Below are 14,862 nucleotides of genomic sequence, written 5' to 3' on the forward strand. Positions count from 1 at the left end.
CCGTCATTCTCTCTCCTGACGGCATCCGCCTCCCCATCCTCGATCCTCATCATCCTGAAATCACATCATCAACCAACAAAAGGACCTTCAATGAAGAAGTCAGATAAGATCATCGCTCTTGAATCCAACAACGACTACATCCACATCACCACCGGCGGCAGTCAGCTGCGCGTGTACCTTGTGGATGACGACACCATCCGTTTCCGCTGCTCGTTCGATGAGGAGTTCGCCCCCGAACACTCGTACGCGCTGGTCAAGACCGCATGGCCCGACGAGCTCGATGAACTCTTCGCCGCCGAACGCACTCGAGTCACTCCGATTGTGCCGAACGTTGAGGAAACCGACGACTACTACGTCACCCGCACCGCCAAACTGGAGATCCGTCTGACCAAGGATCCGTTCGGCATCGAAATCTACGACACGGACGGCAATCTGCTGTACAAGGATCTCAAGGAACGCACGTTCATGGAGGACTCGCACGGCCGTCGCTACCACTATTCGGTGATCAACGCCGGCGATCATTTCTACGGCTTTGGCGAGAAGACCGGTAAGCTCAACAAGAGACTGCAGTATCTGCGCATGCACAACACCGATACGTGCGGTCATGACGCCGAACTGTCCGATCCGCTGTACAAGCACATCCCGTTCTACGTGCGGTTCAACGACCACACGCGCAAGGCGATCGGCGTGTTCTACAACAATCCGTTCGACTCCGCGTTCGATCTGGGCCGCGAGTGGAGCGGCTACTGGGACAAGTATTCGTTCTACTGCACCGACGGCGGTGACGTCGACATGTTCTTCATCAACGGCCCGACCATTCCCGAAGTGGTGGAGCGCTACACCGACCTGACCGGCAAGACCGCCCTGCCGCCGCTGGGCAATACCGGCTATACGCACACCACCATGTTCTATACGGAACTCGAGAAGGACGTGGATCAGGCGATCCTCGAATTCGTGGACCGGTGCAAGGCCAATGACATTCCGTTCGACATGTTCGGCATGGCTTCCGGTTACACGTGCATGCCGAACGGCAAGCGATACCAGTTCCATTGGAACAGTGCGAAGTTCCCCGATCCCGCCGCATTCATGGCGGAGATGAAGAAGCGCGGCGTGGCCGTGACCCCGAATGTCAAGCCGGGCATCCTCACCACGCACCCCGACTATGACGAGTTCGCCAAAGCCGGCGCATTCATCAAGGACGAGACGGGGGAGAATCCGGAGAACGAACGTTACTGGGGCGGCTTTGCGGCCTTCCCCGACTTCACCAGCAAGGCCGGTCGCGAGGTGTGGGAGCGGCACATGACCGAGGCGTTGTTGGACAACGGCATCGAAGGTATCTGGGATGACAACTGCGAGTTCGACATCCAGAACGCCGAGGCGATGGTCGACGGCGACGGCCGTCCCGTCACTGTGGAGGGCATGAAGCCGGTGCTTGGCAACATGATGGCCTATACGTCCAACCACGCGCTCACCCAGGCTCGTCCGAACACCCGCCCGTTCATCATTAGCCGCGCCGGCTTCGCAGGCATCCAGCGATATGCGCAGACGTGGGCCGGCGACAACTACACCTGCTGGAAGACCCTGAAATACAACATCCCCACCATTCTCAACATGGGTCTGTCCGGTGCTGCCAATCACGGCTGCGACATCGGCGGCTGGTTTGGTCCCGCTCCCGAACCCGAACTGCTGGTCCGCTGGTTCCAGGAGGGCGTGTTCATGCCCCGGTTCATGACGAACTCGTCGAACACCGACAATTCCGTCACCGAGCCGTTCATGTACCCGAACTACACGCCGTACATCTCACGCGCTGTCAAACTGCGGTATGCGCTCGCACCCACCATGTATTCGCTGCTGCGTGAGGCATCGGTCAAGGGCAGCCCGGTCATGCGTCCGCTCGTCTATGAGTTCTCCGACGATCCGAACTGCTGGGACGAGAGCTTCGAGTTCATGTTCGGTCCGAACATTCTCGTGGCCAACGTGACCGATCCGGGCATCACCGAAAAGAGTGTGTACCTGCCGGCCGGTACAGACTGGTACGATTTCCGCACCAAGCGCCGCTACGAAGGCGGCCAGACGATCAGCGTGCCCGTCGACCTCGACACAATCCCCATGTTCCTGCGCGCTGGAGCGATCGTGCCGATGACCGACGGTGTGACCAATCTGCACACGCAGACCATCGATCATGTCACGCTGCTGGTCGAGCCGAGCGTGGCTGGATCGTTCACGATGTACGAGGATGACGGCGAGACCAACGAGTACAAGAACGGCCGGTATCTGGCCACCATGTTCTCGATCACACCGGGTGCGGCCGCCAACCCGTACAGCACCGATGGTGAGAGCAACGCCGGAACGTTCCCCGCCAGCGATGAGAGCCATGAGGTCACGGTGATCCGTGCCACTTGCGAGGGCACGTACGATAGCCGCGTCGCGCGAGTGGAGATGGACGTGTTCACGCATAACGTGCAGCCGTTTACCGTATCGATGGCCGATCAGTCGGGCGAACGTCTCATCGAGAAGTTCTTCGATCCGGTCAAGTGGGAGGCTGCCGATGAAGGTTGGCTGTACGACATGGAATCCCGCACCACGCGAGTGAAGTATGCGAACCCGTCTGGTGACTACGAGATCCGCGTCAGCTATGCGATCAACGATCTGGTGAAGATGTAGGAACTGGCTTCCGGCAGATCGATGAACGCCCGGCGAACGTGATGTTCGTTGGGCGTTCGCCTTTGTCGGTGCGCGGCAATCACCCGATTCCGGCGGCGATGAGGGGGTTGATGGCGGCGATGCTGTCCCGTTGCACGAACGATGATTCGAAATGCAGCGGCACGACATCGCCGCCGTTGTCGTCACGGTCCGCGTTGACGTTGCCGTTTCCGCGCTCGCCGATCGATGCAACAGCTGGTGCGTCGACCGGCGCAATATGCAGCAGCCTATCGATCACGATCTTGGCGGCCGCATGACCCATGTCCCGTCGCGGGAACGAGATCGTGCTCAACGCCGGTGTGATGGCGCGACCCATGGGAATGTCGTCGATGCCCATCACCGAGATCTGCTGCGGTACGCCAACGCCATGCGATTCGAGAAACCGGATGAATTCCACGGCGATGGCGTCGTTGAATGCGATCACTGCCGTGGTCGGTCGTTCCATGAACGCCGCGAACGCCGCGGCCGCATTGCCCTCCAGCGGGTAGGCGCACGGCAGGAGACGGCAGGTCAGTCCCAGACGCTGGCAGGTGGTGAGAATGGTGTTACGCCGCACGCCGTTCTGCCAGGAATTGTCCGGTCCGCACAGATACGAGATCGATCGGTGCCCGAGTTTGGCGAACACGCCGATGGCCGTGCGCAGGCTCGGCGCGCAGTCGAAGGTCACGCTTGTCACGCCCGACACCACGCGGTTGAGCACCACCACGGGTTTGATCTGCGCGAGTTTGCGGATGGCGGTGTCCGGCATTCGCGTGGAGTCGAGGATCACGCCGTCCACATGGTTGAGGCTGCGTTTGATGATGGCGAGCTCGGCCGACGGATCCTCCTCGGTGTCGTTGACCATGAGACCGTAGTTCTTTTCCATGCAGTACTGCTGCACGCCGCGCGCGTACTGCGCGGAGATCGGATTCTCCAGATCGGTGACCACGATCGAGATGAGCCCCCGCAGTTCGTCGTCCTCGCGACTGCGATGCGTGATCGTTTCGGTGCGGTAGCCGAGTCGTTCCGCGGCGTCGTGCACGCGGCGTAGCGTGGCGGCGCTGACCTTGCCGGGGCGGGAGAATGCGCGCGACACCGTGGCGATGGACACGCCGGCCGCCTGCGCCACGTCCCAGATCGTCGTCTGCCCCGGTTTCGCGCGGCTCAGTCGATTGCTGCTTGCATCAGCCACTTCAGTCATGCCATTCCATTCTCCTCGGATCCTCTCAGTCCGTCGTCGATTCCACCGCCGCGATTGGCCGTTCCGGCGCGGGCCCCACACTGGCGCGCTCGATGAACGTCGAGTATCGCACCACCGGCGTGGTACTGCCGTCGGACGTGTGCAGGATCTTGGCGATGAGCTTGTTCGACGCATCGGTGCCCATTTCCTCGCGCGGGGTGTGCACGGATGCCAGCGGCGGATTGCTACGCGACGCCTCCGGAGTGTCGTCGATGCCGATCACCGATACCTGTTCGGGCACCCGCACGCCGTTCGCCTGCAGTCGTTCCATGAATTCCAATGCGAAGATGTCGTTGAACAGCACCACGGCGGTGGTGGGGTTGCGCATGAATTCCACGAATGGTTCATCCATGAGCGGACCTCCGACGTAGGTCGCCAGATTCGGTCCGGCGATTCGACGCAGTTTGATCTGCTCCTGCTGACACGCCACGAGCATCGCCTGCCATCGCAGCCCGTTCTGCCAGGAGTTTTCAGGGCCGGTGATATACGTGATCGACTGATGGCCAAGCGCCTTGAGTCGTCGTACGATCCGGTTGAGTGCGGGACGATCGTCGCTGATCACGGATTGCACTCCGCTGATCAGACGGTTGACCACCACGGTCGGTCGCATCTGCGCGGCCTTGCGCACGGTGGAGTCGGACAGTCTCGACGATGTGAGGATCAGTCCATCCACTTGCGATGTCATACGCACGATCGTGCTGCGCTCCAGATCACGGTTCTCCTCGGTGATGGCCGTGAGCAGAATGAAATTGCGGTGGATGCATGGCTTCTGCATGCCGGTCACAAAGTCGGCGAATACGGAATATTTGAGATCGCTCGTCGTGGTGAGGATCATACCGCGTAGCACATCGTCCTGCTGCGGTTCCAGATTCTTGGTGCGGTACCCCAGTCGTTCCGCCACCTCCTGCACTTTGGTGGCGGTTTCCAGATTCACACGACCGGGCCTCGACAGCGCTCGGGAGACCGTGGTGGGGGAGACTCCCGCTTCCCTTGCCACATCGCGGATGGTGATTTTTTCGCTCATCGATTTGCTCCTATGCTGTTTGGGCCGTGCACGCCTTCCTCGGTCTGCGCGACTGCATATTCATGCTAACCGTTGCATAGGCATCATTCCAGTATTTTCCGATGAACAGTTAGTGATCAGTAAGTTTTCCGCGTGTTGGACATTGACCGATATTCAACGAATACGGGGGTGCTGTCGGTTGCGGACGGGGGTGTTATCCAACGTCCTGTGGAAAACTATGGAAAGAAAATTCGCCATCGTTTTTCTCGCATACAGTAAGAATCACAGGAACGGAACCGACAACGAGGTACCGGTACCGCTCCTTTCACCTCGACAACCCCCGACCACATTTGCAACTCGACCATGCCGACATCGATCGTCGGCGATACCACAGGACAAAAGGACGGTACCATGCGTTTTTCCGAAACCCTTCATGATGGCTGGCTCTTCACCAAGGAGGCCGTCGACGGTGTACCCGCCTACGCTCCGGGACCCGAATGGGAGGCCGTCGAGGTTCCCCACACCTGGAACGCGTTCGACGGACAGGACGGCGGATCCGACTACTACCGTGGCGCATGCTGGTATGTGCGTCAGCTGACCCTCAAGCCCCACGCCCCCGAAACCCGCGTCTACCTGGAGTTCCAGGGTGCGGCCAACGTGGCTGAAGTGTACGTCAACGGCTGCAAGATCACCGAGCATGTGGGCGGCTACTCCACGTTCCGCGCCGACATCACCACCGCGCTCATGCCGGGTGAGAACGTGCTCGCCGTGAAGGTGAGCAACGAGGAGCGCACCGACGTCTACCCGCAGATGGCCGACTTCACGTTCTACGGCGGTCTGTACCGTCCGGTTGAGGTGCTGTACGTCAGCCCGACCCACTTCGAACTCGACTACCACGGTGGCGAAGGCGTAACCGTTTCGTCCACGATCGACGACGGCACTGCAGTGCTCGACGCCCGCGCGTGGGTGACCGAACCCGCCGAAGGCGATGTGGTCAACTTCCAGATCTTCGACGACGACGGCAACGAGGTCGCGTCCGCCGCGGTTCCGGCCGATCTTGGCGACGGCAATGTGCGCACCGAGATCGTCATTCCCGACGCCCACCTGTGGCAGGGCGTGGAGGACCCGTACCTGTACGACGTCGTCGCCACGATCATCCGTCACAACGAAGTACTCGACGAGGTTTCGTTCCTGCACGGCGTGCGCGAATTCCGCTTCGACCCGCAGGAAGGCTTCTTCCTCAACGGCAAGCTCACCCCGCTGCGTGGCGTCTCCCGCCACCAGGACCGTCTCGGCAAGGGCAACGCCCTGAGTCTCGAGGACCACGTCGAGGACGCCTACCTGATTAAGGAGCTCGGTGCCAACACCATCCGTCTGGCCCACTACCAGCAGTCCCGCGACTTCTACGATCTGTGCGATCAGCTCGGATTCGTGATCTGGGCCGAAATCCCGTTCATCTCCAGGATGAGCGACGATCCGGCCGCGCATCAGGACTGCCTGAGCCAGATGACCGAACTCGTGATCCAGAACTTCAACCACGCGTCCATCCTCATGTGGGGCATCTCCAACGAGATCCTCATCGGCGGCGACAGCCCGAAGCTGGTTGAAAACCTCAAGGAGATCAACGATCTGGCGCACTCCCTCGACCCCACCCGCGTCACCACCATGGCACAGGTGTCGAGCACCCCGAAGGATTCCGAGCACAACCAGATCACCGACATCCTCAGCTACAACCACTACTTCGGCTGGTACGGCGGCCACTTCGAGGACAACGAGGCATGGCTCGACGACTTCCACGCCATGCACCCGGACCGCTCCTTCGGCCTGTCCGAATACGGCTGCGAAGGCATCATCAGCTACCACACCGACGACCCGCAGTGCGGCGACTACTCCGAGGAATACCAGGCGCTCTACCACGAGCACATGGCCCGCATCATCGACGAACGTCCGTGGCTGTGGGGCACCCACGTGTGGAACATGTTCGACTTCGGCTGCGACGCCCGCAAGGAGGGCGGCGTCGAAGGCCGCAACAACAAGGGTCTGGTGACCATCGACCGCAAGATCAAGAAGGACTCCTTCTTCATCTACCAGGCCTACTGGTCGGCCGAACCGATGGTGCACATCTGCTCCAAGCGTTACGCCCGCCGTGCCGCCGACACGATCGACGTGAAGGTGTACTCCAACCAGGACGAGGTGGCGCTCGCCGTCGACGGCAAGCCGTTCGCCACGCTGGCTGCCTCCGCGCAAAGCGACCCGCACATCTTCATCTTCAAGGACGTGCCGCTGGCCGATGGCTACACGCATGTGACCGTGCGCGCCGGCATCGTCGAGGACTCCGCCACCTGGCAGAAGGTCGCCGAGCCGTACGAGCCGTACAAGTTCGTCGATCCCGAGGGCGGCAACATCGTGATGAACTGGTTCGATGACGTTTCCGCCGACGACGGTCTGCCGGTCGACGCCCCGTACGACGAGGCCTACTACTCGGTGCACGACACCGTCAGCGCGATCCTCGACAACCCCGAGGCGTCCGCCACGGTGACCAACGCCGCGTCCAGCCTCGCGAACATGAGGATCAAGGCTAGCATGCTTGGCGTGCTCGGCAACAAGAGCCTCGTCGAGATGTTCGACCAGCTGCGCAACATGTCCGGCGGTGCCTCGGACATTCCGCAGAAGCTCGCCTACCTGAACAAGCAGCTTCAGCAGATCAAGAAGTAGCAGGCAGCGGCACGTAGCCGCGGCAATCACAGCAATCAATACGTATCGCCTTGCGCGATGCCTGCTATATCCCGCCCCGGGCGCGTTCCCTTCCCCGCGCCCGGGGCGTTTTTTCGTTGTTTCGACACTCCCGGGCAACTCCTCGAAAATCCTTGTATCACAAGGCGTTTCGGCGAATAACGGCCGCTGTCGCGGAAACTCGTGGAAACATTTCCGGCGTCATGGTTCACCAATTAAAGTGGAAATCACGCAGTGAGGAACATCACATTTAATCACTGCAAATGAAAGAACATCGACAATCGCAAACGTCACGCACAAACAGGGCCGTGCGTGTCTGACTATCGCTTTGAAACCTGGCAAGTGAAAAAGCATGTCCGCACGAGGATGCGCGGACTCATGGTCTCCGAAATCTGGTCCTGTCATGCCCAAGGGAGGGAATGAAGCAATGAGTGCTGCAAGCAATTCCAACGCCGTCAAGCCTTTTGGCTTGAAGGATAAGGTCGGCTACATGTTCGGTGACTGGGGAAATGACTTCATGTTCATTTTCGCCAGCTCGTTCCTTATGGTGTTCTACACCAAGGTGATGGGCATCCCGGGCGCTGCGGTCGGCACCCTGTTCCTGATCGCACGAATCATTGACGCATTCGCCGACGTCACCGTGGGCGTGGTGGTCGACAAGGCCAAGAACCATCCGAACGGCAAGTACCGCGTCATCATGATGCGCATGGCCGCTCCGGTCACCATCTTCTCGTTCCTCATGTACCAGACCTTCGCCGTCAACTCCTCGATGGGCATCAAGATCCTGTACATGTACGTCACCTACATCATCTGGGGTATTCTCTACTCCTGCGTGAACATCCCCTACGGCTCCATGGCGTCCGTCATCTCGCCCGAGCCCGAGCACCGCACCAGCCTGTCCACCTTCCGTTCCGTGGGCGCCACCTGCGCCGGTCTGATCATCGGCGTGGGCGCCCCGCTCATCATCTACACCAAGGACGAAGCCGGCAACCAGATCATCCGCGGCGGTGAGGGCACCAACATCTTCATGTGGGTCTCCCTGATCTTCGCCATCGGCTCCTTCCTCTGCTACTTCATCTGCTACAAGATGTCTACCGAGCGCGTGAAGTCCGAGGACCACTCCGGTGCCACCGCCGGCAGCGAGCGCAAGTCCGTCGCCCAGATGATCTCCGGCGCCTTCTCGTCCCGCGCCATGGTCGGCATCATCGGCGCCGCCATCGCCCTGCTCATGGCCATGCTCTTCATGCAGCAGATGGCGAACTACCTCTTCACCGACTACTTCAAGAGCTCCGCCCTGCTGTCCACCGTCAACCTGGTCTGCAGCCTGCTCACCTTCGCCATCGCGCCGTTCGCACAGCCGCTGGCCAAGAAGCTCGGCCACAAGACCATGGGCGTCATCGGCGCCACCATCGGCACCGCCTGCATGGCAATCCTGTACGTCATCCACACCACCAACGCCATGCTGTTCTCGGCCCTGTACATCCTGTCCTTCGTGGGCATCGGCCTGTTCAACATCGTGATCTGGGCCATGATCACCGAGGTCATCGACGACATCGAAGTGCACAAGGGCATTCGTGAGGATGCCACCTGCTACTCCGTGTACTCCTTCGCTCGCAAGCTCGGCCAGGCGTTCGCCGGCTGGTTCGCCGGTGCCGCCCTCGGCTGGATCGGCTACAAGGAAGGCGCCGCCGTGGTGCAGTCCCAGGAGACGCTTGACGGCCTGTACATGTACGTCACCCTGCTGCCGGCCATCTTCTTCGGCGCAATGCTGCTCATCCTGGTCTTCGTCTACCCGCTGGGTAAGAAGCGCGTGGATGCCAACACCGCGGCCCTCAAGGCCAAGCGTGAGGCCAAGGAAGCCGCCGAGGCCTGATCCTTCAAGGGCTCCCCGTCCAACTTCCAAGGAGGGGAGCCCTTCCAATGACTACGATTCCATCCCATCGCCGCAACCATCTACTCACCCACTCATCTACTCATCTATAACAACCCGCAACCGAAAGAAGACACCGATGTCATTCGCATCCCTGTACCCTCGCGTCACCGCCACCCGCCGCATGCAGAGCATGAACGGCTCCTGGGATTTCCAGTTCGATCCGGAATCCAAGGGTGTGGCCGAAGGCTGGACCAACGGTCTGCCGAACCCCACCGATATGCCGGTCCCCGCCAGCTTCGCCGACGTGTTCACCGACAAGTACTCCCGTGAATACACGGGCGATTTCTGGTACGTCACCACGCTGTTCGTGCCGGGCGAATGGAAGGACGGCAGCGTCGACATCCGTTTCGATGCCGCCACCCACGCCGCCACCGTGTACGTCAACGGCACCGAGGTCGCACACCATGAAGGCGGATTCCTGCCGTTCGTCGCGCACATCAACGACGCGGTCAAGTGGAACGACTACAATATCGTGGCCGTCAAGCTCAACAACGAACTGAGCTGGCAGACCCTGCCCGTGGGCGAGACCACCACCCTGCCGGACGGCACCAAGGTGAGCGCCCCCTACTTCGACTTCTACAACTACTCCGGTCTGCAGCGCAATGTGAACCTGCTGTATACGCCGAACGAGCGCATCGAGGATCTGGACGTCGTCCATCACATCGACGGTTCCGACGCCCATGTGGACTACACGGTCGCCACGTCCGGCGATCACGATGTCGAGATCGTCGTGATCGACGAGGACGGCGTCGAGGTGGCCCGCGCCGACGGCAAGGCCGGCACGCTTGACATCACGGACGTCCACCTGTGGAATCTGCGCGCCGCCTACCTGTACAAGTTCGTCGTGCGCATCAAGGATGGCGGCCGGATCATCGACGAGTACTTCGACGAGATCGGCATCCGCACGGTCGAGGTGAAGGACTGCAAGATCCTGATCAACGGTCGTGAGGTGTACCTCAAGGGCTTCGGCCGCCACGAGGACTCCAACGTGCACGGCCGCGGTTTCGACCCGGTGATGAACAAGCGCGATTACGAGGACATGAAGTGGATCGGCGCGAACTCGTTCCGCACCTCGCACTATCCGTACGCCGAGGAGCAGCTGTACGAGGCCGATCGTGACGGCTTCTTCGTGATCGACGAGGCCCCGACCGTGGGCATGTTCAAGTCCACGATGAACTTCCTGGGCGCGTCCGGCGCGGTCGGCAACGACAAGCCGAAGACCTTCTTCGAGGAGGAGTCCGTGCAGACCGAGACGCTGGCCGTGCATCGCCGCACGCTCGAGGAGATGGTGGCCCGCGACAAGCGCCACGCCTCCGTGTGCGCGTGGAGCCTGCTCAACGAGCCCGACACCACGAACGAGGCCGCCGTGCCGTACTTCGAGAACATCTTCGATCTGGTGGCCGAGATCGACACGCAGAAGCGTCCGAAGACCTATGCATCGATCATGATGTCGCCGGCGGGCGTGGACAAGACCCATCACGTTGCCGACTTCCTGATGCTCAACCGCTACCACGGCTGGTACGTCAACGGCGGCTACGCGATCGCCAAGGGCACGATCGATATGAAGGCCGAACTGGAGAAGTGGCATGAGCTGGAGCCGACCAAGCCGGTCATGTTCTCCGAGTACGGTGCCGACACCATGGCCGGCATCCACAAGCTGCCGAGCGTGATGTGGAGCGAGGAGTACCAGGTCGAGGTCATGAAGATGTGGGCCGAGATCTTCGATTCCTACGACTGGATCGTCGGCGAGCAGCCGTGGAACCTCAACGACTTCCAGACCACCGAGGGCATCATGCGCGTGGACGGCAACAAGAAGGGCCTGTTCACCCGCGACCGCCAGCCGAAGATGGCCGCGTTCTTCCTCAAGGATCGTTGGACCGCCATCCCCGACTACAAGGACTGACCGAGCTGCGCTGACCGCGTGATGGCGCTTTCCATGGCAAAAATGGAAAATAGTGGAAAGCGCCTACCTCGTGGCGTGTCGCTTTTCTACCATGTTCACTAGTTCGGTCGGGACGACGTTCGGCCTTCCTCGAGCGTTGTTGTTCAACCGTTCTTCCCCAGTTTTGTCCGCAATGCCAGGGCGGGCAACACCAAACAGACGGCGATGTCGTGGACCAGCGTGGAGGCCAAGTCCTGACATCGCCGTTTTGCATATCGCATCCAGTGCAACGCCGCAACACTCCGGGCGTGTCGCAAAGTTGCGCATGTCGGCATACATGGTGTATAGTCCAAGTTTTGTAAACCACAGACCGTTGGTTGGAGCCGCAAGGTTCCCGAAGATTGCCAGCGCAGGTTGAGAAAACACCATCTTGGATTCAAGATGCCGCAGCGCATATTCGCGCCGCAATGCTTGTTCGCTCCGCCTGTGCGCGGGGCTTTTTTATTGCCTCCGATGGCTTTCCGGAACGACTCACGGCCGAATTAGGAAGGAACGCCATGTTAAGGCCCGAAAAGGCTGAGGTCATTGCACAGCTTACGGAGCAGTTCCGTAACGCCGACGCCGTGTACCTCACTGAGTACCGCGGGCTGAGCGTGCCGCAGATCTCCGATCTGCGCGAAAAGCTGGGCCGCGATACTTCCTACACTGTGGCGAAGAACACGCTTGCTCGTATCGCTGCGAAGGAAGCCGGCATCGAGGGTCTTGAGGATCTGCTCAAGGGCCCGACCGCTGTGACTTTCGTCTCCGGTGACTACGTCGAGGCCGCCAAGGTCCTGCGTGATTTCGCCAAGGACAACAAGCAGCTCGTCGTCAAGGGCGGTTTCGCCGATGGCAGCGTGTACGACGCCGAAGGTGTCACCAAGCTCGCCGACCTCGAATCCCGTCCGGTCCTCCTGTCCAAGATCGCGTACTCCCTCAAGGCTGTACAGACCAAGACCGCTCAGCTGTTCGTCGCTCTGCCCACCAAGGCAGTGCGTACCGTGGACGCTCTGCGCGAAAAGCAGGAGAAGGCCGCCTGATTCGCATCCGTTCGGGATTGCGACTCGCCGCTTAATAAACAATAAAAATTTTTTTGGTTGGTCGGTGATTTCAAGACCTTAACAAACCGACCGCCGCTGAATGAAAGGAAGCCATAATGGCTAAGCTCAGCAACGAAGAGCTCCTGGAAGCTTTCGGTGAAATGACCCTCGTCGAGCTCTCCGAGTTCGTGAAGGCCTTCGAGGAGAAGTTCGACGTCGAGGCTGCCGCTCCGGCCGCCATCGCCGTTGCCGGCCCGGCTGCCGCCGCTCCGGCCGAGGAGGAGAAGGATGAGTTCGACGTCATCCTGTCCGCCGTTGGCGACAAGAAGATCCAGGTCATCAAGGCCGTGCGCGCTCTGACCTCCCTGGGTCTGGCCGAGGCCAAGGCTCTCGTGGACGGCGCTCCGAAGGCCGTTCTCGAGGGTGCCAAGAAGGAAGACGCCGAGAAGGCCAAGGCTCAGCTGGAAGAGGCTGGCGCCACCGTCGAGCTCAAGTAATGTTGGCGGCATAAGCCGCGCATATTACCTATGCTTGTTGAAACCCCGTTCCGTGTTCATGCACGGGACGGGGTTTCTTGCATTGATGGTGTTGACCATATTGACGGTGTTGGCCGTATTGAACGAATGCGTCGTCCGTGTCCGGCATGTCGTTGTGGGTTTTCTCATGATGATCGCGTAGTGTACGGATGCGCAATGTGCAGATGTGCGACGTGTCGGTCGCTTCGCCGCAAATAATTCGTCGAATCATGACACAATAGTGAATGAGTGTCGTTTTGGGTTAGAGGAGGCATGCGCTGTGAGTGATCAGCAATGGCTAATCAGGGTCAATGGCGTCGACGAACTGCGTGTCGACGCGGGGCAGACCGTGATAATCGGCCGCAAGCCCCTACGCCCCATGGTGGCGGAACAGGGGACGATCCGTCTGGATATCGAAGACACGACCAAATCGATGTCGAAACGGCACGCCCGGTTCACCGTGGCGGCCAACACCAGCGCCAAGCTTGAAGACACCGGTTCCACGAATGGCACGTATGTGGTGCGCGACGATGGCGAACTCATGCGCATCCCCGCCGGCCAGTCGTTCCTGCTGCCGCGTTCACCCATGCGATTCCAGTTCGGTGACGTTCCGGTCGATTTTATGAAGGTGCAGGCTGAGACACTGAACAGGAACGTGACCGATCTGTTCTCATTCGCCGCGCCCGGCGGTCAGCAGGACGTCGACGCCTCTGCGATGAGCGTGGATGACATTCTTGATCTTCGTGCCGGTGAACCCACAGGCCTGTTGAATACGAACAGTGTGCGCAGTCGCATCGACGCATTGCACGATCGTGCCGTGGCCGATCAGCTTCGTCAGGGACGTGGCACCGGCGGATTCGTCGGCGGTTGGCTGGACCCCAACGGGCAGCAGGCGACCGAACAGCCGGCATCGATCCAGCCGGTGTTCACCGCGAATCGTGCGGCGGCCCAGCAGTCGGCGACGCAACCGGCGCAGCAGTCGGAGGAGCAGGCCGTGGTACGCGATACGCAACCGCTGCAGCAGAACCCGTCCGCTGCATCAAACGTCTCCGATATGCAGGCCGCGCGGAACATCGCCGATGACACCGCCCGTGACGCATCGGACGAGCCGTCGCAGCCCGCCGCCGTCGCCGTGAACCCGAACGTCGGCATCGTGACGAATGCGGCGAACACGGCGAATGCGGCGAACGAGCCTATCGCCACGGCATCGCCCGCGGTCCGGACATCGCAGGCGTCCGATGCATCGCGCGACTCCGCGGATGCGGTCGATCTGCCCGTCATGCAGAGCATGCGGAATCAGTCGCGTCCATCCGAGTCGCGCGACCTGTTCCAGGATGCCGCCGCAGCCCGTCGCAGCACCGCGGAAAAGGTGAGCGCACTGCCCGTCATCGATGCGAACGGTGGTGTGATCGGCAATGATCTGCGTCCTAACGCGGCATTGGAGCAGGCAGCCGCGGCCGATCGAGGCCCCGCGCCGCGTGCCGAATTCACGCCGGTGTTCGAGGCGGGATCCGTGTTCGAACGACTGTCCCGAGGCGAACTGAACCAGCCCGAACCGAGCATCGAGGTCAATGGATTCACTTCGGATCAGGCCAAGACGTCACGCAACTACGACGAGCAGTTCGACATGGCGAAGATTCCGGAACTGCTGCCGTTCCTCGCAATGAACCCCGCGCTGTACGCCGATCTGTACGCGTGGCTGGAACTGCAGGGCAATGACGACATCGATCAGGCGTTGAGCAACAACAGCGGCTATCAGGAATTCAAGGCCGCCAAAGAGGAGTAGAGACGAACA

General features: G+C 60.6%; 9 protein-coding genes. 7 read left to right on the forward strand and 2 right to left on the reverse strand.

The window, feature by feature from the left end; all coding sequences use genetic code 11:
• Positions 1–90 precede the first annotated feature (90 nt).
• Complete coding sequence (locus EP30_RS00760; protein ID WP_140555281.1) at positions 91–2,664, forward strand: TIM-barrel domain-containing protein; 2,574 nt, start codon at positions 91–93, stop codon at positions 2,662–2,664.
• Positions 2,665–2,743: 79 nt separating this feature from the next.
• Here the strand turns inward: EP30_RS00760 and EP30_RS00765 are convergent, their stop codons facing one another.
• Both EP30_RS00765 and EP30_RS00770 read right to left on the reverse strand, forming a co-directional pair.
• Positions 2,744–3,883: a LacI family DNA-binding transcriptional regulator gene (locus tag EP30_RS00765; RefSeq protein WP_181160723.1), complete on the reverse strand. Its 1,140-nt coding sequence runs from the start codon at positions 3,881–3,883 to the stop codon at positions 2,744–2,746.
• 25 nt (positions 3,884–3,908) lie between these two features.
• Entirely contained in the window at positions 3,909–4,946 is a 1,038-nt protein-coding gene (locus tag EP30_RS00770) for a LacI family DNA-binding transcriptional regulator (protein ID WP_140555286.1), read from the reverse strand.
• 390 nt (positions 4,947–5,336) lie between these two features.
• On the opposite strand from EP30_RS00770, the gene EP30_RS00775 reads away from it, so the two are divergent.
• From EP30_RS00775 to EP30_RS00800, 6 genes are all read left to right on the forward strand, one after another.
• Positions 5,337–7,640 (forward strand): glycoside hydrolase family 2 protein, encoded by a 2,304-nt coding sequence (locus EP30_RS00775; protein ID WP_140555288.1) that lies wholly within the window; start codon positions 5,337–5,339, stop codon positions 7,638–7,640.
• 445 nt (positions 7,641–8,085) lie between these two features.
• Entirely contained in the window at positions 8,086–9,531 is a 1,446-nt protein-coding gene (locus tag EP30_RS00780; protein ID WP_140555291.1) for an MFS transporter, read from the forward strand.
• Positions 9,532–9,667: 136 nt separating this feature from the next.
• The gene (gene uidA, locus EP30_RS00785; RefSeq protein ID WP_140555294.1) at positions 9,668–11,494 is read left to right on the forward strand and encodes a beta-glucuronidase; all 1,827 of its coding nucleotides are present in this window, start codon (positions 9,668–9,670) and stop codon (positions 11,492–11,494) included.
• Positions 11,495–12,030: 536 nt separating this feature from the next.
• Complete coding sequence (rplJ, locus tag EP30_RS00790; RefSeq protein ID WP_140555297.1) at positions 12,031–12,552, forward strand: 50S ribosomal protein L10; 522 nt, start codon at positions 12,031–12,033, stop codon at positions 12,550–12,552.
• A gap of 116 nt (positions 12,553–12,668) precedes the next feature.
• Positions 12,669–13,049, forward strand: a complete 381-nt coding sequence (gene rplL / locus EP30_RS00795; RefSeq protein ID WP_140555300.1) for a 50S ribosomal protein L7/L12 — start codon at positions 12,669–12,671, stop codon at positions 13,047–13,049.
• A gap of 298 nt (positions 13,050–13,347) precedes the next feature.
• Positions 13,348–14,853 carry an FHA domain-containing protein gene (locus EP30_RS00800; protein ID WP_140555302.1) on the forward strand — a complete coding sequence of 502 codons (1,506 nt, stop codon included), beginning with the start codon at positions 13,348–13,350 and terminating at the stop codon, positions 14,851–14,853.
• The last annotated feature ends 9 nt before the right edge of the window (positions 14,854–14,862 follow it).

It is taken from the genome of Bifidobacterium sp. UTCIF-39 (assembly GCF_006408715.1).
Taxonomy (GTDB): domain Bacteria; phylum Actinomycetota; class Actinomycetes; order Actinomycetales; family Bifidobacteriaceae; genus Galliscardovia; species Galliscardovia tissieri.